The organism is Pseudomonas chlororaphis (genome assembly GCF_001921865.1).
Classification (GTDB): Bacteria; Pseudomonadota; Gammaproteobacteria; order Pseudomonadales; family Pseudomonadaceae; genus Aquipseudomonas; species Aquipseudomonas chlororaphis_D.
In genome coordinates this window covers 359,951-382,049 of sequence record NZ_MSCT01000009.1, presented here as the reverse complement: position 1 = coordinate 382,049, position 22,099 = coordinate 359,951, and the positions used below count along the sequence as shown (strand labels likewise).

The following is a 22,099-nucleotide window of genomic DNA, read 5'->3' as shown; positions in this document are numbered from 1 at the left end:
TCGCAGCCTCGCTAACGCTCGGCAGCGGCTACAGGGATTTGTGTCAGGTTTTACGTTCGGTTTCGTGTCAGGTTTACGTTCGGTTTCGTGTCGGGCTTTGGGTTCAGCCGCGGGCCGCGCGCCAGGCGTCGATCAGCTCGACGAAGGTCGCTTGCACCCGGCGGATCAGGGTTTCGTCGTCGATCTCGCTGGCCAGCCAGGCGCGGCTCGGTTCGTGGAAGATCGTGCGGCCCACGGCGAAGCCGCGGCAGGTGCGGCTGTCGGCGGCCTCGCGAAACCCTTCGGCCAGGGCCGCCGCCGGGGCGTTGAGGCCCAGCAGCACCACGCCGCGGCAATAGGGGTCGCGCTCCTCGATCAGCGCGTCGAGGCGGGTCCAGTCTTCGGCGCTTTGCGCCTCGATCTTCCACCAGGCCGGGTAGATGCCCAGGTTGTACAGGCGCTTGAGGGCGCGATAGAGCACGTCCGGATGCGCCGAGGGGTGATCCTTGGGCGGGATGATTTCCAGCAACAGCTCATGGCCGCTGACCTGGGACGCCTGGTACAGGCCCTTGATCTGCGCTTCCTGCTCCAGGCGCAGCAGCGGCTCGTCGTCCGGGTGGTACTGCACCAAGCACTTGATGATCTGCTCCTGGGGCCAGGCGATCAGGTTGCTGCCCACCGAACGCCCGTGCTCGAAGGCCAGCGGCCGCGAGCCCTGGACTTCCACCGGCCGCGCCACCCACCAACCGCGGCCGGTGGCGGCGTTCAGCGCGTCCTGGCCGAAACGCTGGTCGGCCAGCAGCCCGACATCGGCCTCGATGCCCTGCTCGCGCAAATCGGCCTCGACCCGCTCCACCGCCTGGATGAACAACTGCTTGAGCTGGCCGATGGCCTTGAGCTCGCGCCCGCCCTTGTGCGCCAGCTCCACCAACTGCCCGCGATGGTCGAAGGCGAAGACGAACAGTTGCTTCCAGGCCTTGCGCGGCACGCTGACCTGATGCAGGCGCTGCAGGGTCGCATCCTGGTCCGGCCGGGTGATCGGCACCGGGCTGCTGAACAGGTACTCCAGCTCGGCGCGGGTCGGCATCGCCGGCGCGCAGGCATGGCGCGACACGACAAGACCGCCGCAGGCATTGGCCAGCTGGCAGCAGCGCTCGTCGTCGGCGTCCTCCAGCCAGCCGCTGAGGAAGCCGGACATAAAGGCATCGCCCGCCCCCAGCACGTTAAGCACTTCGACCCGCACCCCGGGGTAGATCGCGCCGTCTTCCAGGCGCGCCGGAATCGCCCCGTGAATCACCGTGCAGCCCTGGGGGCCGAGCTTGACCACCAGGGTCGCGGCGGTCAGCGAACGCACGGTGCGCAAGGCTTCGAGCAGGTCGGTGGCGCCGCCGGCGATAAGGAATTCTTCTTCGGTGCCGACGATCAGGTCGAAACGCGGCAGGATCTTCTGCACATGCTGGCTGACGTTGCGGTCGGCGACGAAGCGTGTCTCGCCGTCGGCCTTGCCCGCCAGGCCCCAGAGCACCGGGCGGTAGTCGATGTCGAGCACGCGCTTGACGTTATGCCGCTCGGCGTATGCCAGGGCCTGGACGCTGGCCTGGTAGACGCCGTCGGTGGAAAAGTGAGTGCCGGTGATCAGCAACGCCTTGCTGGAGGCGATAAAGGCTTCGTTGATGTCTTCAGCGCGCAGGGCCATGTCGGCGCAGTTCTCGCGGTAGAACACCAGGGGAAAGGTTTCGCGGTCCTTGAGGCCGAGCAAGACCATGGCGGTCAGGCGCTGCGGGTCGACCTTGACCTCGCTGACGTCGCAGCCTTCGCGGGCCAGGGACTCCACCAGGAAACGCCCCATGTGGTCGTCGCCGACCCGGCTCAGCATCGCCGAACGCAGGCCCAGGCGCGCGGTGCCGAAGGCGATGTTGGCGGACGAGCCGCCCAGGTACTTGGCGAAGCTCGAAACATCCTCCAGCCGGGCCCCGACCTGCTGCGCATAAAGGTCGACGCCCAGGCGTCCGAGGCAAATCAGATCCAATTGACGCCCACTGGCAAAACGAGTCTGGCCCATGCTGGCTCCTGTTATTTTTATCAGCCTGCGCGTGGCGCCGAGGAAGGCGCCGAACGCTCTTGGTGGATGCAGACTAAAACGTTCGCCAGCACCAATCAATATTTTTTCTATAAAATTTTTACGTGGAATATTTTTTCCAATAAACTTTTTCAAGGCCGGTCCAGGCAGCGTGCATCGTTTCAGCAGGCAGCCTGCGGGTCCGCGGTTCAAGATTTTCCCCGCGCCGACCCTGTAGACTGCGCACAGCCCAGCTCTTGTCGGCGAATCGGGGAACCGGCCCGTCCCCGTCACGTACAAGCCAGTCAGCACCCGTCAGAAGGATTTCCTATGTCCCGCACCGATCAGCCGGCTACGCCCGAGAGCCTGCCAGACAGCGACCTCGCCAGCCCCCCGATCAATGCCGAGCGCCTGCTGCAACTGATCACCGAGGAATACGAAAGCCTGCCGCGCCAGCTCAAGCGCATCGCCAGCTACATGAGCCAGCAGAGCGACCGGATCATGGTCGACCGCATCAGCGACATCGCCCGCGAGTGCGAGGTGCACCCTTCGGCCATCGTGCGTTTCTCCCAGCGCTTCGGCTTCAGCGGCTTCAGCGAAATGCAGGCGCTGTTCCGCGAGGCCTACACCCACAAGACCACCCCGGTGCAGAACTACCAGCAGCGCATCCGCAGCATGATCGCCAACAAGTCGCAGAAGGCCAGCGGCGGCGACCTGGCGCGCGAGTGCATCAACGCCACCCTGTCGGGCATCGAGCGCCTGGGCCTGGAGCTGGACGACGCGGCCTTCGACAAGGCCGTGGACCTGGTGGTCAACGCCGACAACATCTACGTGGTCGGGGTGCGCCGCTCCTTCGCGGTGGCCGACTACCTGGTGTACAACCTGCAGCACACCAACAAACGCATCCACCTGGTCTCGGGCCTGGGCGGCAGCTACCGCGAGCAGATGCGCAGCGTACGCCCCAACGACCTGGTGATCGCCATCAGCTTCACCCCCTACGCCAAGGAAACCCAGCACTGCCTGCGCATCGCCCAGCATCACCAGGCCAAGACGCTGATCGTCACCGACAGCAACCTGTCGCCCTTGGCCAAGCGCGCCAACACCGTGCTGCTGGTCAACGAAGGCAGCTCCTTCGCCTTCCGCTCCCTGAGCGCCACCCTGTGCCTGTGCCAGGCGCTGTTCATCGCCGTGGCCTACCGCCTGGAGCTGAAGGTCGACGAGATTCATGAACAGGCGGGGTTCGAGGACTGACCCGCTTTTTTTCGCCCTTTTCCCCGTGCAAGGAGTAGCTCCATGAAACTGATCGGCATGCTCGACTCGCCCTACGTACGCCGCGTGGCCCTCACCCTCAAGCGCCTGGACATGGCGTTCGAGCACGAGCCGTTATCGGTGTTTCGCACCTTCGAGCAATTCCAGCGGATCAACCCGGTGGTCAAGGCGCCGACCCTGGTCTGCGACGACGGCACGGTGCTGATGGATTCGTGCCTGATCATCGACTACCTGGAGGCCCTGGCCGGGCGCAGCCTGTTGCCGGCGGCGGCCCAGGCGCGGGCCCACGACCTGCGGCTGATCGGCCTGGCCCTGGCGGCCTGCGAGAAGTCGGTGCAGATCTATTACGAGTACCAACTGCGCCCCACGGAGAAACAGCACGAGCCGTGGCTGGAGCGGATTCGCGGGCAACTGGCGGCGGCCTATGGCGCGCTGGAAAAAGAACTGGAACAACGCCCGCTGGCCACCGACGGCAGCATCGACCAGGCCGGTATCAGCCTGGCGGTGGCCTGGAGCTTTACCCAACTGGTGGTCGCCGAACACCTGGACGCCGCGCGGTTTCCACGGGTCAAGGCCTTCGCCGAATACGCCGAACGGCTGGAGCTGTTTGTCAGCACGCCGATGATTTGAGGCGGCGGCACCGCGTTATCGTTCACCTTCATCGCGAGCAAGCTCGCTCCTACAGAAGACACGCGTACCCCTGTAGGAGCGAGGCTTGCCCGCGAAAAACGCCAGGAGCACACGGTGCTCCTGGCGTACCGCGTTAGCGTTCACCCCCACCGCGAGCAAGCTTCGCTCCTACAGAAGATATGCGTACTCCTGTAGGAGCGAAGCTTGCTCGCGAAAAAACGTCAAGCGCGCACGGTGTTCCTGGCGTACCGCCTCAAGCCAGCGCCACCTGCAGCGGTGCCACGGCCTGCAAGCCGAACCGCTCGGCGAGGAACGGGGTGATGTCCAGCGGCAGCGCTTCCTCGTTCACCAGTCGGTCGAGCAGCACCCCGGTGATCGCCGAGGTCAGGATGCCGGTGCGGAAATGCCCGCAGGCATTGAGGTAACCCTCCACCCCGCACATCGGCCCGAGGATCGGCAACTCGTCCGGCGAGCCCGGGCGCAGGCCGGCCCAGCAGCGCTTGAGGTTGACCTGTTCGAGCTCCGGCACGCAGCGCACCGCGCCCTGCACCAGGCCCTGGATTTCCCGGTAGGTGGTGCTGATGTCGAAGCCTTTGTCCTCGGTGGTGCTGCCGATCAGGATCTCGCCGTTGTCCTTCTGCGCCATGTAGCAGTCGCTGGTGGTCAGGCAACCGTTGAGCAGCTTGGGCATACGCTCGGTGAGCAGGATCTGGCCCTTGACCGGCTTCACCGGAATGCTTGCGCCGGTGGCTTGCAGGCTCAATTCGGCGGCCCAGGCGCCGGCGGCGTTGATCAGCGTGTCGCAGTGGAAGATCCCCGCCTCCGCGGTCTGCACCCCGCTGACCCGGTGGCCCTGGTGCAGCACCCCGGTGACGTTGGTATTGAAGTACATGTCCACGCCGTTCTGCCGCGCGCCTTCGGTGTAGGCGTCGGCCAGGCGGAACGGGTTGACCTGGTGGTCGCAGAGGAACTCCAGCGCGCCCTGGGCGTCGTGGCTGACCTTCGGCTCCGCCGCCCGCAGCGCCGCCTGGTCGAGCCAGCGCACCTGATGGGCCAGGTGCGGAATGCAGGCCACGATATGCTCGGCGTACAGCCGGTCTTCCTCGTCGTAGATCACGAACTTCAAGCCGGTGCGCTCGAACTTGAAATCCATGCCGTGGCGCTCGCGCAGCTCCTCGTGCAACTGCGGGTACAGGGCGTTGGATTGCAGGGCGAAGTCGAAGAACGACTGCGGCAGGATATGCGGCGTGCTGGAGTCCACCAGCACCGCCGAGCCCTTGGCCTCGCGCTTGTTGCGGGCCGACATCATGCGAAAGAAGATCACCCCGCACCCCAGCCCCACCGACTCGCCAATGGCCCACAGGCCGCCCGCCGAAGCGCGGGTGGCATTGCCCGGACGCTTGGCGTCGATCAGCGCCACCCGCAGGTTCTTGCGCTTGGACAATTGATAGGCACAGGAAGCGCCGATCACACCGCCGCCAGCAATCACCACGTCGTAGAACTTACTCATGATTCAAAGCATCCTTGCTCGGTTGAGGGAAAGCGGAAAAGGGAATCGGGTCCAGCGGGAAGCGCGGGCGCAGCCAACCTACGTCCTGGCGCCCGGTGGCCTGGCGCAGGCGGTCGCTGCAATAGCCCACGCACATCCGCCCCTGGCAGTCGCCCATGCTGACCCGGGTACGCATCTTCAGGCTGGCCATGTCTTGCACGCCCTGCTCCAGCGCGCGGTCGATATCGCCGCGGGTCGCGTGCTCGCAGCGGCAGATCAGGGTATCGGCGGCCGGCAGTTCGATCTGCCCGGTGCCGCGCTCGGTGTAGCGGTCCACCGCCGCGCGAAAACGCACGATGGAACCCAGTTTGTTCTGGTACTTCTGGCGTCGCTCCAGGGCGTCTTCGTTGCTCAGCACATCGCGCTGCATCAGGATCGACAGCGCGGCGATGCGCCCGGTGAGCATCGCCGCCTCGCCGCCGCGAATCCCGCCCATGTCGCCCGCCAGGTGAATGTGCGGCTCGCTGCTCTGCTGCCAGACGTTGGCCGTGGCGCGCAGGTAGCCGTCGTGGCTGAAGCCGTGGTTGAGGCCCATCTGCTGGCTGAGCTGGGTCCGCGGGATAAAACCGTAGCCCACCGCCAGGGTCTGCGCGGCGATCTGCTGGCGGCGCGACAGGTCCGGTTCCCAGCGTGCCGAGTACGGCGCCACGCTGACGCTCTCCAGGCCGTCGCCGCCCTGGGCCTCGACCACGCCCCAGCCGTAATGCACGGGAATGCGGTGCAGCTTGAGGTAGGCGAGCATGCTCAGGCCGTCGAGGAACAATTGCGGCTTGTTCAGCAGCGCCAGGCTTTCCTTGGCGATCCGGCCGAAGGTGCAGGCCTCGTAGACCGCCGCCACCGTCGCGCCGCTGGCGTGCAACTGGCAGGCCACCAGCGGCAGCAGCGGCCCGGTGCCGGCGATCACCACCGGCCCCCGCGGCTTGACCACGCCGCTCTTGATCTGCAATTGCAGGCCGCCCAGCAGCATCACCCCGGGCAGGGTCCAGCCGGGAAACGGCACGCTGCGTTCGTGGCAGCCCGCGGCCAGCAGCAACTGCGGATACGCCACTTCCTCCAGGCGCTCGTCGGCGTCCAGCAGGACCAGGCTGTTATTGCCCTCGGCGCCGACCACCCGGCTGTTGAGGCGTACGTCGATCATTTGCTCGCAATCGGAAAACGCGCCGTGCAGTTTCGCCAGGGCCTCGCAATACCGCGGCCCCAGGTAGTCCAGCTGCACACCGTCGCGCAACGGCCCGCGATAGACCACCCCGCCCAGGCGCGAAGACTCTTCGATCAGGGTGCTGCGCACGCCGTGCTCGGCCAGCTCGATGGCCGCCGCCATACCCGCCGGGCCACCGCCGACGATCACCGGATTCAGGCTCATGGCGTTTCCTCCGCGGCGACGATGCGGTTGACTTCGGTCTGCACCTGCATGCCCGGCCGCACCTGGGTCTGGCAGGCCCGGCGCTTGTGCCGGCCGTCGATCTGCACCAGGCAGCAATGGCACACGCCCATGCCGCAATAGGCGCCGGCCAGCTGGCCGTGATCGTTGCGCGCCACCTGGCGCAGCCCGAGGGACTGGATCACGCTGAGTACGGTTTCGCCAATCGCCGCCGTCACCGGCTGGCCATTGAGGCTGATGGTCATGTCCGCCTGTTGCAGCGGCTGGATATCGAAAGTTCGTTCGGTATGGCGCACAGGGAATTCGTCCTTGAACACAGTGAAGAGGAATGCCAGCGTCCTGCTGTGCATCGCCGTGGACCTGATGAAGGTCGCTGCGGCGGTGGTGCGGCGCCAGCTCCTCGGGGCTGAACACCGGGCCAATCTAGTAGGTTTGTCGAACAGGAACATTGATCTGGGCCAAGCAAAGCGCCGGGCTCTGGAACGCGCCTGGCGTGCCCCTGTCCCGCGGGCAAACACAGCTCGCCGCCCTACCCCCGACCACCGCGTGCCGGCAACGCTAGTAGAGGCGCCCGGGCTTGTCCACCCAGGCCGTCGGACGGCTGTTTTATTTGCGCTTGTAGCTCTTGTTGCCGCTCGGCGTCAGGCAATAGACGCCGCCTCGCGGGCCGGTGCAAAAGCTGCCGCTGCCGCACGAACAACTTTCGCCGCTGCGGATCAAGGTCTGTGGACGGGCGGACTGACCTGATTGGCCAGTGTAGGCAGCACAGCTTTTCTTCGAGCCGCTGATGGAGCCGTCGCGGCACAGGAACAGCTCACCGTCGCAGCCGGCGATCCCGCCTTTCTTGCCGGAGCAGGGTTGATTGGCGGCAAACGCCGGGGTCGCCGCCAGGAGCGACAGGCAGATGCCCAGGGTTATCCAGGCGACGTTTCGAGTCAGGTGCATTGCGCAGCGTCCATGCCAGTCAAAGTGGCCGGATGATATCAACGATTGCCCGCGGCGACCCGCCTGCTACCCTTCGCTCACCGTCCAGCGGCGCGAAGATGAAAGATTTTTTAGAAAGCCCCTGGCGATTTCTTGGCAAAATGCCCGCCTGTGTCATGCAATCCCCATTCAGGTAAGCCCTTATGACCCGCATTCTGACCATCGAAGACGATGCCGTAACCGCCCGCGAAATCGTCGCTGAACTGAGCAGCCACGGGCTGGACGTGGACTGGGTCGACAACGGTCGCGAAGGTCTGGTGCGCGCCGTCAGCGGCGACTACGACCTGATCACCCTGGACCGCATGCTGCCGGAGCTGGACGGCCTGGCGATCGTCACCACCCTGCGCACCATCGGCGTGTCGACGCCGATCCTGATGATCAGCGCCCTGTCCGACGTCGACGAGCGCGTGCGCGGCCTGCGCGCCGGCGGCGACGACTACCTGACCAAACCCTTCGCCTCCGACGAGATGGCGGCCCGGGTCGAGGTGCTGCTGCGGCGCAAGAGCACGGTGCAGGAGTTCGAGACCAGCCTGCGGGTCGCCGACCTGGAACTGAACCTGATCAGCCGCGAGGCGACCCGCGCCGAACAGCTGCTGAGCCTGTTGCCCACCGAGTACAAGCTGCTGGAATTCCTGATGCGCAACACCGGCCAGATCCTCTCGCGGATGATGATTTTCGAGGAGGTCTGGGGCTATCACTTCGACCCGGGGACCAACCTGATCGACGTGCACATCGGCCGCCTGCGCAAGAAGATCGACCCGCCCGGCATGACCCCGCTGATCCGCACCGTGCGAGGCTCGGGTTATGTCATTGCTGAACCCCTCTAAGGGCTGGCGCTCTTCCAGCAGCCGCCTGCTGGCGCTCTACAGTTCGCTGTTCGTGGCCTGGAGCTGCATCCTCATGGGCGTCATGTACTACGAGGTGTCGGGCTACCTGGAGAGCCTGGCCAAGCACTCGTTGATGCAGCGCCAGCACCTGTTCGCGCGCTTCCAGGGCGAACAGCTGGAGGAAGCCCTGACCACCAGCATGACCTTCGACATGCGCGCCATCGACGCCTACGGCCTGTTCGACGAGCGCCTGCACCACCTCAGCGGGCCGATCCGCGAGATCCCCGACGACCTGCCGCTGGACGGGCAGATCCACGAGCTCAGGAGCTGCATCGACTCCGACGACCCCGACCTGCCCCGCGACAGCTGCGACGCGGTGGCCACCTACACCCACGACGGCCGCTGGCTGATCCTGGTGCGCGACAACGGCTCGCTGTTCGCGGTGACGCGGATCATTCTCCACGCGCTGCTGTGGGGCGTGTCGCTGACCATCATTCCCGGGGCCGCCGGCTGGCACCTGCTGCGGCGCCGGCCGCTGCAGCGCATCCGCAATCTCCAGGCCAGCGCCGAGGCCATCGTCGCCGGCGACCTGACCCACCGCCTGCCGCTGTCCAACCGCCGCGACGAGCTGGACATGCTGGCGGCCATCGTCAACGCCATGCTCGACCGCATCGAACGGCTGATGAACGAGGTCAAGGGCGTGTGCGACAACATCGCCCACGACCTGCGCACCCCGCTGACCCGCCTGCGCGCGCAGCTGTACCGCATGCAGCAGCAAGCCGTCGACGGCACCCCCGAAGCGCTGCAACTGGACCAGGTGCTGGGCGAGGCCGACCGGCTGATGGCGCGTTTTCGCGGGCTGCTGCGGATTTCCGAAATCGAGGATCACCAGCGCCGCTCGGGGTTCGTCGAACTCGACCCGCTGCCGCTGCTGCAAGAGTTGCATGATTTCTACCTGCCGCTGGCCGAGGAAGGCCAGTTGACCCTGACCCTGGAAACGCCCGCCACGCTGCCGCGCCTGACCGGCGATCGCGCCCTACTGTTCGAGGCCCTGGCCAACCTGTTGAGCAATTCGATCAAATTCACCCCACCGGGCGGCGAAGTGATTCTGCGCGGCGTGGTGGAGGACGGCAGCACGCGCCTGGAAGTCCTCGACTCCGGCCCCGGCATTCCCGAGGCCGAACGCAAGGCGGTGTTCCAGCGTTTCTACCGGGTCGACGACAGCAACTCCCACGGCGGCTTCGGCCTCGGCCTGTCCATCGTCGCCGCCATCGTCAGCCTGCACGGCTTCAAGCTCGACGTCGGCAGCAGCCCCAGCGGCGGCGCGCGGCTGAGCCTCGACTGCCGGCCGAGCCTGATCGCCAAGACTTGAAACCCGAGCCCTGCCCCACTGAACGCCATCGCCTGTAGGAGCGAGCTTGCTCGCGATGGTGGCTGAAGGTCATGCGCAGGGGCTGAAACGCCACGGCGCATTGACGTTTTTTTCGCGAGCAAGCTCGCTCCTACAGGGGGGCAGATACACCATGCCAATAGGGTTGTTCCGCAATCCGTCTTCTGTAGGAGCGAGCTTGCTCGCGATAGCGGTGGAAAGTCATGCGCAGGGTCTGAAACACCGCGGCGCGCTGACGTTTTTTCGCGAGCAAGCTCGCTCCTACAAGGGGTTGGCTGTCAGGACAGGTGCACCACGTTGAGGGAGTTGCTCCGCAACTCGTAGAGCAGTTCCTCGATCATCGCCAGCACATCGGCCTCGGTCTCGAGTACGCGCGGGTTGATGCCGGTGACCACCAGGTCGACCCGCCCGCTTTCGGGCTCGAAGACCCGCAGGGTCAGCGTGGCGTCGGCGCCGGTGCTGAAGGCACAGGCCAAGGGCGCGAACCCCTGTTCGATGTAGCGGCGCAGCTGCGCCTGGGAAATCACCCAGGCGCCTTCAGCGACGGCGCAACAGCAGGCCGGCGAGCAGGCCGATCCCGGCAAGGATGGCAACGCTGGCCAAGGGTTTCTCGCGAACGAACGTGGACACGCCGTCCAGCGCATCGCCATAGCTTTCCTGCAACCGACCCGCGGCCTCGCGCGCCGCGCCCTGCACCTGCATCCGCTCGTCGTCCAGCCACTCGCCGACCGCGCCCTGGGCCTTGCCGGCCGCGGTGCCCACCGCGCCTTTGATCTGTTCGCTACGCATCGTGCATTCCTTCAGCTGATGATGTTCGGTAAACGGCCCGTGTCAGCCACGGCGCCATCCATCACCAGCCTAAGAAACCCCGCCACGCCGCAGAAGCGCCATTTGTACTGATGGCACTGGGGCATTTGCACCGGTCAGCGCTGCGTCTTGCCGCGACGTTCGCCGCTGAACAGCCCGCGCTCGCGGGCCCAGACAATCGCCTCGGCGCGGCTGTGCACCGCCAGCTTGGAATACACCGTAGCCACATAATTGCGCACCGTGCTCGACGCCAGTTGCAGGCGCGCGGCGATCTCCTTGTCGGCCAGGCCCTCGCAGATCAGCCCCAGCACGTCGCGCTCGCGGGCGGTGAGGTCGGTGTAGGCGGCGCTGGGCAATTGCGCCTGGTTGGCGCTGCGCACATTGGCCAGCTTTTCGATCAGGGTCTGGCTGAACCACGAGGCATCGCGCATCACCTCCTCGATCGCCGACACCAGCTCCAATTCGGAGCGCTTGCGTTCGGTGATGTCCATCAGCACCAGCAGGTAGCTGGGCTTGTCCTGGATGTCCACGGTGTCGGCCGACACCACGCAATCGAGCAGCTCGCCGCCCTTCTTCAGTACCCGCACATCGATGCCGCGCACCTCGGCGCTTTTCTCCAGGGCGCCGAACAGGCTGGCGCAGGCCTGGGGGCTGGCGATAAAGCCGACCTCCTCCACGGTCTTGCCCAGAAGCTCCTCGGCGGTATAACCGCTGCTGTCGAGAAAGGCCTCATTGACGTCGACGATCTGCTGGCTGTCGGCACTGCACACCAGGGTCGGCACCGGGGTCAGGCGAAAGGCCTTGGCAAAGCGCTCTTCGCTCTGGCGCAGGGCGGTCTCCGCCTTGCGCTTCGGTTCCAAGTCCATGAAGGTGAACAGCATGCAGCCCTCGTCATGGATATCCATCTGCTGGCCGGCGACGATCACCAGTTTGCCGCCGCCGTCAGGCAGGCGCAGTTCGGCCTGCATCTGCGGGATGGTCGCGCCCTGGCCCAAGCGCTCGATGGCCAGGTCCCTGCGCTCGGCGCCCTCCAGTACATCCAGCTGGTACACCGAGCGGCCGATCACCTGGTCGCGGGCATAACCGGTCATTTCCAGGAACCCCTGGTTGACCTTGATATAGCGCAGGTCGCTGAGGCGGCAGATCACCGCCGGCGCCGGATTGGCGTTGAAGGTCTTCTCGAAACGCTGCTCGGCGCTGGCCCATTCGGTGGCGTCGCTGAGGATCAGCACCAGGGACTCCACCGCGCCGCTGCGGTCGGTGAGGACCATGCTGCGCAGCCGATGGACCCAGGCGCGCTCGTCCTCGCCCTCGCCGCTGCGCACCTCGACCACCACATCGCTGAAGGTTTCGCCGGCGGCCACGCGGTTGATCGGGTAGCTCTCCAGCGCCAGGGGGTGATTGTTGCGATAGCGCAAGGCGAAACGCTCGGCGTACTCACGGTCGTCGGCGCCCAGCTCGCTGACCTCCTCGACCCCGTGCATGGCCAGCGCCGCGTCGTTGGCCCAGATGATGCGCCGGTCCGGCTCGATCAGGATGACCCCGTCGGACAGGCCGGAAATGATCTGCTGCAACTGGCGGCGATTGGTTTCGGTGGCAAGGACGTCCTGGCTCATGGCAGCTCCTGAGAGGCCCGGCGCGACAGGCGGGGCGGCGGATAAAGGGGGCTGAACACTACGACCGCGCCGTGCGGCCATCGTGCCATGGAAATGATCGGGATCGTTGCGAGCGTGCCGCTCGTGCGCAGCCTGCGGCAGCAGCTACAGGGATCGGGGATGGCCGGGGTATCGAGGGGTTCGCGAGTCCTGTAGGTGCTTCAGATGCCCAGGGCTTTCAGGCGGCGGTACAGGGTGCGCTCGCTCAGGCCCAGGGCCTTGGCCAGTTCGCTGCGCGAGCCGTCGAACACTTCCAGGGCGTGGGCCAGTTGCTCCAGGTCCTTGCCGGCGCGGCGGCGGGTCGGCAGCGGCGCGGCGACGGTACTGCCGGCGCGCAGTTCCTCGGGCAGGTCTTCGACGCGGATCACCCCGTCGTCGCTGAACAGCCGCGCCCGCTCGAGGATATTGCGCAACTCGCGGATATTGCCCGGGTAGGCATACAGGCACAGGCGCTCCAGGGCCTCGGGCGCCACCCGCGGCGCGGCGCCGGGCGCCAGGCGCTGCAACAGGCTGTCGATCAGCAACGGCAGGTCGTCGCTGCGCTCGCGCAATGCCGGCAGGCGGATCGGGAAAGCGCTGATGCGGTAGTACAGGTCCTGGCGGAAGGTGCCGGCGGCGACCATTTCCTTGAGCGGCTTGTGGGTCGCCGAGACCAGGCGAAAGTCCGAATGCACGGTGCGTAAACTGCCCACCGGGCGGAAGCTGCCGGACTCGATCAACCGCAGCAACTTGACCTGCATCGCCAGCGGCACCTCGCCGATCTCGTCGAGAAACAGGGTACCGCCGTGGGCCGCTTCGGCCAGGCCGATCTTGCGTTGCAGGGCGCCGGTGAACGCACCCTTCTCATAACCGAACAGCTCGCTCTCCAGCAGCGACTCGGTCAGCCCCGTGCAATCGACCACCACCAACGGCCCGCTGGCCCGCGGGCTGCCGTCGTGCAGCGCACGGGCAAACAGCTCCTTGCCGGTGCCGGACTCGCCCTGCAACAGCACCGGGATCTGCGACGGCGCTGCGCGCTGCAAGGCGCTCAGGGCCTGGTTGAACGCCGGCGAGCGGCCCACCAGGCCCTTCTGCTGCGGCTGCACCGAGGCCACCGCCACCGAACTCAAGCGCTCGACATAGGCCACCACCTGCCCCGCGTCGCCGAGGATCGGCCGCAGCTCCACATCTACATGCTCCGGCCCGCGCGGGGTGTGGTGGATATGCAGCAGCCGCTCCGGCAGGCGCGTCTCGAACGCCTTGCGCATCGGGCAATGCTCGCCGGCCTGGTCGCACGGCACGGCGAACTGATGGGACACCCGATAACACTTGGCGCCGACATGGGGCTTGCCCTCGACGCCGAACTGGCGCTGGTAGGCGGTATTGGCGGCGAGGATGTTGTAGTCGGTGTCTAACAGAATCGTCGGCTGGGCGTCATGCTCCAGATAGGAAACCAGGGCTAACATTTCAGGGCTGGCGAGAACATTCGGGGGCTGAGGCATAGCGACTCCTGGGCGTTGCGCGGCAGCTTAAACCATCGGGCCGGCCTCTGCCATTTTCTGCCACTGACTGCCAATAGACCGCCAACCTAAATTGGCAGTGACAGCCAGAACACCCGCCCCAAACCTTTGAATTCAATGAATTGGCGGTAAAAACGGCGTATGCCGGTTGGCACGCTTATTGACAGTCCAAGTGACGACAACCGGCCTCGGCCGGCGTCACCCCATTGTTCGGAGAACCCCATGATCATCGGCGCAACGCTGTGCGTAGAAGCCTTTTTCGACCGCCAGACCTGGACCATCAGCTACCTGGTGATGGACCTGGAAACCCGGCGCTGCGCGCTGATCGACAGCGTGCTGGACTACGACCCCAAGTCCGGCCGGACCGACACCACGTCCGCCGACCAACTGATCGCCCGGGTCCGCGAGCTCGACGCCCAGGTCGACTGGATCCTGGAAACCCATGTCCACGCCGACCACCTGTCCGCCGCGGCCTACCTCAAGGCGCAGCTCGGCGCCCGGGTGGCGATCGGCAACCGGATCACCCAGGTGCAACAGGCCTTCGGCCAACTGTTCAACGAAGACGCACGCTTCGCCCGCGACGGCAGCCAGTTCGACGTGCTGCTCGAAGACGACAGCCGCTTCGCCATCGGCAACCTGCAGGCCCGCGCCCTGCACACCCCCGGCCATACCCCGGCGTGCATGACCTATCTGGTGGAAGTGGGCGAAGAACGCGTGGCCTTCGTCGGCGACACCCTGTTCATGCCCGACTACGGCACCGCCCGCTGCGACTTCCCCGGCGCCGACGCGCGCACCCTGTACCGCTCCATCGGCAAGATCCTCGCCCTGCCGGCGCAGACCCGGCTGTTCATGTGCCACGACTACCTGCCCAACGGCCGCGAACTGCAATACATGACCACGGTCGCCGAACAGCGCGCACACAACATCCACATTCACCAAGGCATCGACGAAGACAGCTTCGTGGCGATGCGCGAAGCCCGCGATGCCACCCTCGACATGCCGGTGCTGATCCTGCCTTCGGTGCAAGTCAACATGCGCAGCGGCCAGTTCCCCGAACCCGACGACAACGGCGTGAGCTACCTGAAGATCCCGCTGAACGCCCTCTAAAAAACTCCACTCCACCAGGAGACGATGCCATGCGTCCTATTTCCCCTACCCTGCGAGCTGTCGACGGCAGCCACCAGGTGCTGATCGTCGGCGGCGGTGCCGCCGGCATCGCCACCGCCTCCAGCCTGATCAGCCGCGAACCGCACCTGGACGTCGCGATCATCGACCCGGCCGACACCCATTATTACCAACCCGGCTGGACCCTGGTCGGCGCCGGGGTGTTCAACGCCGAAGACACCGCCCGCAGCATGGCTTCGCTGATCCCCAAGGGCGTGACGTGGATTCAGGCGGCGGTGAGCCGCTTCGAGCCGGAGCACAACGCCCTGCTGCTCAACGACGGCCGCGTATTGGGTTATGACCAGTTGGTGGTCTGCCCCGGCCTCAAGCTCGACTGGAACGCCATCGACGGCCTGAGCGAGACCCTGGGCAAACACGGCGTGACCTCCAACTACCGCTACGATCTGGCGCCCTACACCTGGCAACTGGCGCAGAACCTCAAGCAGGGCCAGGCGCTGTTCAGCCAGCCGCCGATGCCGATCAAATGCGCCGGGGCGCCGCAGAAGGCCATGTACCTGTCCTGCGACCACTGGTTGCGCAACGGTCGGCTGGGGCAGATCAACACCCGTTTCCTGAATGCCGGCGGCGTGCTGTTCGGCGTGCCGGACTATGTGCCAGCGCTGATGGAATACGTGAAGAAGTACGCGATTGCCCTGGATTTCGGCCATAACCTGGTGGCCGTGGACGGCCCCGGCAAACGGGCGACTTTCGTGCGCAACAACGCTGAGGGCCAGCCGGAACCCATCGAGCTGGCGTTCGACATGCTGCACGTGGTGCCGCCGCAGACCGCCCCGGACTTCATTCGCAACAGCCCCCTGGCCGACGCTGCCGGCTGGATCGACGTCGACCCCCACAGCCTGCAACACAAGCGTTTCAGTAATATCCACGGCCTCGGCGACGGGACCAATACCAGCAACGCGAAAACCGCCGCGGCGGCGCGCAAGCAGGCGCCGGTGGTGGCCACCAACGTGCTGGTGAACCTCAAGCGCCTGCCGACGCGGGCGCAGTACGACGGCTACGGCTCCTGCCCGCTGACCGTGGAACGGGGCAAGATCGTCCTCGCCGAATTCACCTACGGCGGCAAGGTCGCTCCGAGCTTCCCGGCGTGGCTGCTCGACGGCCGGCAACCGACCCGTCGCGCCTGGTGGCTGAAGGAGCGCATCCTGCCGCCGCTGTACTGGCGCGGCATGCTCAAGGGCCATGAATGGCTGGCCAAGCCGGAGCTGGTGGCGGACCTGCCGAAACCATGACTGAGTACAATCTGCTGGGCGCCGGACTGGGTGCCCTGATCGGCCTGATCCTGGCCCTGACCGGCGCCGGCGGCGGGATTCTCGCGGTGCCGCTGCTGGTATTCGGCCTGGGCCTGAGCATGGTCGAGGCGGCGCCCATCGGCCTGCTCGCGGTGGGCCTGGCGGCCGCCGTGGGCGCGGTGCTGGGGTTGCGCGAAGGCATCGTGCGCTACCGCGCTGCCGGCTTCGTCGCCGCCATCGGCATCCTCACCGCCCCGCTCGGCCTGTGGCTGGCCCACCGCCTGCCCAACCCGCCGCTGGCCCTGCTGTTTTCCGCGGTGCTGCTGTACGCCTGCGGGCGCATCCTGCTCAAGGCCACCCGCGAACTGCGCCACGGCCAGCCCGCGCCCCGCGCTGCCTTCCAGCCCTGCGTGCTCAACCCGCTGCAAGGCCGCCTGCGCTGGACCCTGCCCTGCGCCCGCGCGCTGACCGTCACCGGCATGCTCTCGGGGCTGCTGTCCGGGCTGCTCGGCGTCGGCGGCGGCTTCGTCATCATCCCGGCGCTGACCCGCTATACCAACCTCGACAGCAAAAGCATCGTCGCCACCTCATTGGCGGTGATCGCCCTGGTGTCCACCGGCAGCGTGGTCACCGCCAGCCTCAGCGGCGTGATGCACTGGGCGGTGGGCGCGCCCTTCGCCCTGGGCGCCGTACTGGGGCTGATCGCCGGCAGGCAGGTCGCCCGCTACCTGGCCGGGCCGCGCTTGCAGCAACTGTTTGCGCTGGTCGGCATGCTGGCTGCCGTCATGCTCAGCCTCGGCGCGCTCGGCGCCTGGCGCTAACCTCATAATCGCGAGCACCTCCTCCCCCTGTAGGAGCGAGCTTGCTCGCGATAGCGCCCGCCCAAACAACAAAAACACCCCGGCAATAAACCGCTCCTACAACCAAATCAGCCCCGGCTCTGCCTCTTACAGATTCCTCCTAACTCCATCGCCCACCCTTCCCGGTACGGTTGCCAGCACCCTCAACCGCATCAGGGACCACCCATGGCCAACAACGGACCCGGGCCGATACCTCGCGTGCTTCGGCCCGTCAACCCCAACCAGCGCCCCGCCAAACGCGCCGCTGAAACCGAACAGCCCAGCTACGGCGAACAGCTGTGGGCGCAGTACGAGAAATACGCCAAGGAGCCCGCCCCACCGCCCGAGAAGGTTCAGGTGGCGCTGCGTATCGGGGTGTTTTTCGACGGTACTGGCAACAATGCTGGCAACTCGGCGATGGGTGAGATTTGCGGGGCTCAGCATGCCATCGTCCTCAAAGACATCGATGCCAGTTGCAAACCGTATATGAGCGATCCGGAGAGTAGTTATGGGAATGATGTGAGCAATGTTAAGCGGTTGAGTGATTTGTACTATTCCAACCGAAAAATAGAGGGTGAGGAACTGCAAAAGCGCGCCTATCGCTCAATCTATATTGATGGCATCGGCACACAGGCAGGTGAAAAAGACAGCCTGCTCACCTCGGGTACAGGGCGTGGTGACACAGGAGTTTCAGGGTGCGTACAGAACGCATTTCGTGCGATCAAGCAGCGTATCAGTGAAGTCCAGGAAGACTTTCCCGAAAGCGAAATCACTGCTCTGACCTTCGATGCCTTCGGCTTTAGCCGAGGCGCGGCGGCAGCCCGACATTTCGCCAATGAAATCGTGCGCTGGCTTGGGCCGCTTCAACTGATTCTGCATGACCACTCCAATGCCTTCAGTCCCAACTTCAACCGACAATACGGCCACGATGTCGATATGGGTTTTATCGGCCTGTTCGACACCGTGCCGTCGGTTGCCGGGCTGAGCAATCTGGGCAATGTGCGCAGCGCCATTGCTCCTGGTATCAAGCTCCATCTCGATCGCCGCTATTTTCGCTCGGTGGTGCAACTGGTCGCCCGCGACGAGTACCGGGCCAACTTTGCCCTGAGCCAGGTCAAGCCCGATCATGTGGAGATCACCCTGCCCGGTGCGCATTCGGATATCGGTGGCGGTTATCTGGATGAGGTGCAGGAATGTGTACTGGTCAGCCCGATGCAAGCGCTGGAAGTTTCGATCAATACCGAGGTGACCCAGACCTCGATTTACCGGGACGCGGTCCAGGCAAGAACCCGCTGGCTGGCGAAAGGTTGGCCCGCGCAATGGCTGGAAATTGTCACACCGGAGCCGCTATTGCTGCCGCAGGATTCACAGGACCGCCTTGGACCACAAAGAAAACGGGTGTATGCCGGCCTGCAGCTCAAGAGACCCATGAGCAATAAACTGTCGAGGGTATATCTGCGCGTCATGTATGAACTGGCCAAGGAGAACGGTGTGCAGCTCCAAGAAATCCCAGAAACAACCGAATATGCAATTCCATCGGAGCTTCAAACCCTTTGTGACAGATTTGTCGCCGGTGACTACAGTACAACGCCGGCCGAGGAGACGATGCTCAAACTGCGCTATATCCATCTCTCGGCCCACTGGAACCACCCGCTGGGTAAACGGGATGGCGGCAGTCTTAAAGTCGTCTATATCAATGCCCCCACGGCGGATGCTGTGCGTGTGCAACATCCTCACGTACCTGATTGGACGCTTTGGTAATGAGAGTATTCATCGCCCTGCTGGGCGCCCTGCTGTTAAGTGGCTGTCACGCTGATCCGCTTTCCGGAAAAAACGATCCGAAAGATCCTTGGTGGGAGCTTGGTTTTATCGAGCCCTACTACATGAAAGTTTGGGTTGAAGACAGTGCCGTTGAAGACATCAATGGCAAGCTGTTCACCCGTACGGGTGGTGGCTCCGCTGCAAGCGGCAATCTCGGTTACGACAAAGAGTGGGCCAGGGGCTGGGGGGGTGGAGTAGGAGGCAATGGTAAGTCAGTAGTTGGCGCAGACCTCCCAAAGCGTATTTACGTGCGCTGGCAATCCATCGTAGAGCCACAGACTTATCGGGCGTGGGTGGATATCCCCGAAGAGGCTCGAAAAATCATGTTTGCCTCAACTCACCGCCGCTGCCCGGCAACCCCACACCAGACCGCCCGCTATATGGCATCGGTCCATATAGGCTTAGCCCCGGGCGGCATCGTACAAGTCTGGGTCAGGGACGAATGCCATCACCCAATCAAAGTCGCCCGAACCCAGGCCGAAGTTGAGCCATTAGGACCGGACCAAGGAAAAAACAATGGGCGTTACGCCTACAAGGTCAGCGAGAAATCCAAACGCTACATAGAGCAATACGGCATTCCCTATGGCAGTTGGTAACCCTCGACAGCACAAATTCCCCCCATAAAAAAACCGGCCTCCCAGCCGGTTTTTTCATTCACTCAACAACACTTCGGTCCCGCCTTGCCGCCGTACTTCGCCTCCTGGCGCTCCCGAAAGAACGCCTCGTAGCTCATCACCGGCTGGTCCGGATGCTTGGCCTGCATATGCTCGACGTAAGTGTCGTAGTCGGGCATGCCGACCATCAGGCGCGCGGCCTGACCGAGGTATTTACCGAGGCGACTCAGGTCATTGAACATGGTTGCAGTCCTCGTTACGCATCCGGCAGGGCCTGGAACGGCGCTTCTTTATCCGTGCGTTCCTTGTTGCCCCAGGCGGCGATTCCGACCTTGAGCGCGTAGAACAGGATGCTGAAGACCACCAGCAGGAACAGCACCGTCAGCGTGGCGTTGGTGTAGGCGTTGAAGATCACGTGCTGCATCTGCTCGATGCTCTTGGCCGGGGCCACCACCTGGCCGGCGGCCAGGGCATCGCTGTACTTCTTCGCCAGGGCCAGGAAACCCACCGCCGGGCTTGGGTCGAACAGTTTGATCAGGCCCGCGGTGGTGGTGCAGATCAGCAGCCAGGCCGCCGGCAGCAGGGTCACCCAGATGTAGCGCTGGCGCTTCATCTTGATCAGCACCACGGTGCCGAGCATCAGGGCGATACCGGCCAGCATCTGGTTGGAGATGCCGAACAGCGGCCACAGGGTGTTGATGCCGCCCAGCGGGTCGATCACGCCCTGGTACAGCAGGTAACCCCAGAGGGCCACGCAGCCGGCCGTAGCGATCAGGTTGGCGGTCCAGGATTCGGTGCGTTTCAGCGCCGGCACGAAGGAACCCAGCAGGTCCTGCAGCATGAAGCGCCCGGCGCGAGTGCCGGCGTCCACCGCTGTGAGGATGAACAGCGCCTCGAACAGGATCGCGAAGTGGTACCAGAAGGCCATGGTGTTCTCGCCCGGCAGCACCGTGTGCAGGATCTGCGCGATGCCCACCGCCAGGGTCGGCGCGCCGCCGGCACGGGCGAGGATGGTGGTTTCGCCGATGTCCTTGGCCACCGCCTGCAACTGATCAGGGGTGATGGCAAAGCCCCAACTGCTGACGGTCTGTGCCACCGTCACCACGTCGCCGCCGACGATGGCCGCCGGGCTGTTCATGGCGAAGTACACGCCCGGCTCGATCACCGAGGCGGCAACCATCGCCATGATAGCCACGAAGGATTCCATCAACATGCCGCCGTAACCGATGTAGCGGGCGTTGGTTTCGTTATCCAGCAGCTTGGGCGTGGTCCCCGAGGAGATCAGCGCATGGAAGCCGGACACCGCGCCGCAGGCGATGGTGATGAACAGGAATGGGAACAGGCCGCCCTTCCATACCGGTCCGGTGCCGTCGGTGAACTGGGTCAGGGCCGGCATTTTCAGCTCGGGCATGGTGATCAGGATGCCGATCGCCAGGGCGATGATGGTGCCGATCTTGAGGAAGGTCGACAGGTAGTCCCGCGGCGCCAGGATCAGCCACACCGGCAGCACCGCGGCGACGAAACCGTAGCCGATCAGCATCCAGGTGATCTGCACGCCGGTGAAGGTGAAGGCCTTGGCCCACACCGGGTCGGCGGCGATCTGCCCGCCCAGCCAGATCGAGCCCAGCAGCAGGAGCACGCCGATGATCGAGATCTCGCCGATGCGGCCCGGGCGGATGTAGCGCATGTACACGCCCATGAACATCGCGATCGGGATGGTCGCCATCACTGTGAAGATGCCCCACGGGCTCTCGGCCAGGGCCTTGACCACGATCAGCGCCAGCACCGCGAGGATGATGATCATGATCAGGAAGCAGCCGAACAGGGCGATGGTGCCGGGGATGCGGCCCATTTCCTCGCGGACCATGTCGCCCAGGGAGCGGCCGTTGCGCCGGGTGGAGAGGAACAGGACCATGAAGTCCTGCACCGCGCCGGCCAGCACCACCCCGGCGATCAGCCACAGGGTGCCGGGCAGGTAGCCCATCTGCGCCGCCAATACCGGGCCCACCAGAGGCCCCGCGCCGGCAATGGCCGCGAAGTGGTGGCCGAAGAGGATGTGTTTGTTGGTCGGTACGTAGTCCAGACCGTCGTTGTTGAGCACGGCGGGGGTGGCCCGGCGCGCATCGAGTTGCATCACGTTATTGGCGATGAACAGGCTGTAGTAGCGGTAGGCAACCAGGTAGATAGCGACGGCGGCGACGACGATCCAGAGGGCGTTGATGGCTTCGCCGCGGCGCAAGGCCACGACACTCAGCGCAACCGCTCCCAGGACAGCCACGGCAAACCAGGCGAGGTGTTTAGCCAGACGGGTCATTGCGTGTCTCCTGCCGACAGTCGATGACTGCGGCGGTAATTTTTTATAATGGTGTCCGCTGTGCGGAG

21 protein-coding genes are annotated in these 22,099 nt (G+C 65.1%); 10 read left to right on the top strand and 11 right to left on the bottom strand.

Annotated elements, in window-relative coordinates; translation table 11 throughout:
- Window positions 1–103 precede the first annotated feature (103 nt).
- Window positions 104–2,041, bottom strand: a complete 1,938-nt coding sequence (gene iolC, locus BTN82_RS11750) for a bifunctional 5-dehydro-2-deoxygluconokinase/5-dehydro-2-deoxyphosphogluconate aldolase (RefSeq protein ID WP_075119286.1) — start codon at window positions 2,039–2,041, stop codon at window positions 104–106.
- Between iolC and BTN82_RS31020 the strand changes: the two genes are divergently transcribed.
- From BTN82_RS31020 to BTN82_RS11740, 3 genes are all read left to right on the top strand, one after another.
- Complete coding sequence (locus BTN82_RS31020) at window positions 2,040–2,276, top strand: hypothetical protein (protein ID WP_148169509.1); 237 nt, start codon at window positions 2,040–2,042, stop codon at window positions 2,274–2,276. The two genes, iolC and BTN82_RS31020, sit on opposite strands and share 2 nt — an antisense overlap.
- A gap of 92 nt (window positions 2,277–2,368) precedes the next feature.
- Window positions 2,369–3,289 carry a MurR/RpiR family transcriptional regulator gene (locus BTN82_RS11745; RefSeq protein ID WP_075119285.1) on the top strand — a complete coding sequence of 307 codons (921 nt, stop codon included), beginning with the start codon at window positions 2,369–2,371 and terminating at the stop codon, window positions 3,287–3,289.
- 42 nt (window positions 3,290–3,331) lie between these two features.
- On the top strand, window positions 3,332–3,937 hold the full coding sequence (locus BTN82_RS11740) for a glutathione S-transferase (protein ID WP_075119284.1): 606 nt from the start codon (window positions 3,332–3,334) through the stop codon (window positions 3,935–3,937).
- 253 nt (window positions 3,938–4,190) lie between these two features.
- Here the strand turns inward: BTN82_RS11740 and hcnC are convergent, their stop codons facing one another.
- From hcnC to BTN82_RS11720, 4 genes are all read right to left on the bottom strand, one after another.
- A complete protein-coding gene (hcnC, locus tag BTN82_RS11735; protein ID WP_075119283.1) occupies window positions 4,191–5,447 on the bottom strand; it encodes a cyanide-forming glycine dehydrogenase subunit HcnC in 1,257 nt (418 codons plus the stop codon).
- On the bottom strand, window positions 5,440–6,849 hold the full coding sequence (hcnB, locus tag BTN82_RS11730) for a cyanide-forming glycine dehydrogenase subunit HcnB (RefSeq protein ID WP_075119282.1): 1,410 nt from the start codon (window positions 6,847–6,849) through the stop codon (window positions 5,440–5,442). The genes hcnC and hcnB overlap by 8 nt, the downstream gene beginning before the upstream one ends.
- A complete protein-coding gene (locus tag BTN82_RS11725; RefSeq protein ID WP_410002806.1) occupies window positions 6,846–7,112 on the bottom strand; it encodes a (2Fe-2S)-binding protein in 267 nt (88 codons plus the stop codon). The genes hcnB and BTN82_RS11725 overlap by 4 nt, the downstream gene beginning before the upstream one ends.
- A gap of 361 nt (window positions 7,113–7,473) precedes the next feature.
- Window positions 7,474–7,812 (bottom strand): hypothetical protein, encoded by a 339-nt coding sequence (locus tag BTN82_RS11720; protein WP_075119281.1) that lies wholly within the window; start codon window positions 7,810–7,812, stop codon window positions 7,474–7,476.
- 182 nt (window positions 7,813–7,994) lie between these two features.
- Here BTN82_RS11720 and BTN82_RS11715 point away from each other — a divergent pair, with 182 nt between their 5' ends.
- Complete coding sequence (locus BTN82_RS11715; protein WP_075119280.1) at window positions 7,995–8,678, top strand: response regulator transcription factor; 684 nt, start codon at window positions 7,995–7,997, stop codon at window positions 8,676–8,678.
- The gene (locus BTN82_RS11710) at window positions 8,656–10,050 is read left to right on the top strand and encodes a sensor histidine kinase (protein ID WP_075119279.1); all 1,395 of its coding nucleotides are present in this window, start codon (window positions 8,656–8,658) and stop codon (window positions 10,048–10,050) included. Before BTN82_RS11715 ends, BTN82_RS11710 begins: the two co-directional genes overlap by 23 nt.
- 296 nt (window positions 10,051–10,346) lie before the next feature.
- Here BTN82_RS11710 and BTN82_RS11705 read toward each other — a convergent pair whose 3' ends face one another.
- The 4 genes from BTN82_RS11705 to BTN82_RS11690 all read right to left on the bottom strand — a co-directional run bounded on the left by BTN82_RS11705 (window position 10,347) and on the right by BTN82_RS11690 (window position 14,011).
- Window positions 10,347–10,595, bottom strand: coding sequence for a DUF1652 domain-containing protein (locus BTN82_RS11705; protein ID WP_075119278.1), 249 nt, complete (start codon window positions 10,593–10,595; stop codon window positions 10,347–10,349).
- Window positions 10,596–10,605: 10 nt separating this feature from the next.
- The gene (locus tag BTN82_RS11700) at window positions 10,606–10,857 is read right to left on the bottom strand and encodes a CsbD family protein (protein WP_075119277.1); all 252 of its coding nucleotides are present in this window, start codon (window positions 10,855–10,857) and stop codon (window positions 10,606–10,608) included.
- Between the two features lie 134 nt (window positions 10,858–10,991).
- On the bottom strand, window positions 10,992–12,491 hold the full coding sequence (locus BTN82_RS11695; protein ID WP_075119276.1) for a PAS domain S-box protein: 1,500 nt from the start codon (window positions 12,489–12,491) through the stop codon (window positions 10,992–10,994).
- Window positions 12,492–12,691: 200 nt separating this feature from the next.
- Window positions 12,692–14,011: a sigma-54 interaction domain-containing protein gene (locus BTN82_RS11690; RefSeq protein WP_075119275.1), complete on the bottom strand. Its 1,320-nt coding sequence runs from the start codon at window positions 14,009–14,011 to the stop codon at window positions 12,692–12,694.
- A gap of 240 nt (window positions 14,012–14,251) precedes the next feature.
- On the opposite strand from BTN82_RS11690, the gene BTN82_RS11685 reads away from it, so the two are divergent.
- The 5 genes from BTN82_RS11685 (at window position 14,252) to BTN82_RS11665 (ending at window position 19,699) form a co-directional block, all read left to right on the top strand.
- Window positions 14,252–15,136, top strand: a complete 885-nt coding sequence (locus BTN82_RS11685) for an MBL fold metallo-hydrolase (RefSeq protein ID WP_075119274.1) — start codon at window positions 14,252–14,254, stop codon at window positions 15,134–15,136.
- Window positions 15,137–15,165: 29 nt separating this feature from the next.
- On the top strand, window positions 15,166–16,443 hold the full coding sequence (locus BTN82_RS11680; protein ID WP_075119273.1) for an FAD/NAD(P)-binding oxidoreductase: 1,278 nt from the start codon (window positions 15,166–15,168) through the stop codon (window positions 16,441–16,443).
- A complete protein-coding gene (locus BTN82_RS11675) occupies window positions 16,440–17,264 on the top strand; it encodes a sulfite exporter TauE/SafE family protein (protein ID WP_075119272.1) in 825 nt (274 codons plus the stop codon). The genes BTN82_RS11680 and BTN82_RS11675 overlap by 4 nt, the downstream gene beginning before the upstream one ends.
- A gap of 204 nt (window positions 17,265–17,468) precedes the next feature.
- On the top strand, window positions 17,469–19,043 hold the full coding sequence (locus BTN82_RS11670; protein ID WP_075119271.1) for a T6SS phospholipase effector Tle1-like catalytic domain-containing protein: 1,575 nt from the start codon (window positions 17,469–17,471) through the stop codon (window positions 19,041–19,043).
- Window positions 19,043–19,699 (top strand): DUF2931 family protein, encoded by a 657-nt coding sequence (locus tag BTN82_RS11665; protein WP_075119270.1) that lies wholly within the window; start codon window positions 19,043–19,045, stop codon window positions 19,697–19,699. The genes BTN82_RS11670 and BTN82_RS11665 overlap by 1 nt, the downstream gene beginning before the upstream one ends.
- Before the next feature lie 62 nt (window positions 19,700–19,761).
- Here BTN82_RS11665 and BTN82_RS11660 read toward each other — a convergent pair whose 3' ends face one another.
- Together BTN82_RS11660 and BTN82_RS11655 are read right to left on the bottom strand one after the other, a co-directional pair.
- Window positions 19,762–19,959, bottom strand: a complete 198-nt coding sequence (locus BTN82_RS11660; protein WP_075119269.1) for a YbdD/YjiX family protein — start codon at window positions 19,957–19,959, stop codon at window positions 19,762–19,764.
- 14 nt (window positions 19,960–19,973) lie between these two features.
- Window positions 19,974–22,031, bottom strand: a complete 2,058-nt coding sequence (locus tag BTN82_RS11655; protein ID WP_075119268.1) for a carbon starvation CstA family protein — start codon at window positions 22,029–22,031, stop codon at window positions 19,974–19,976.
- Between the last annotated feature and the right edge of the window lie 68 nt (window positions 22,032–22,099).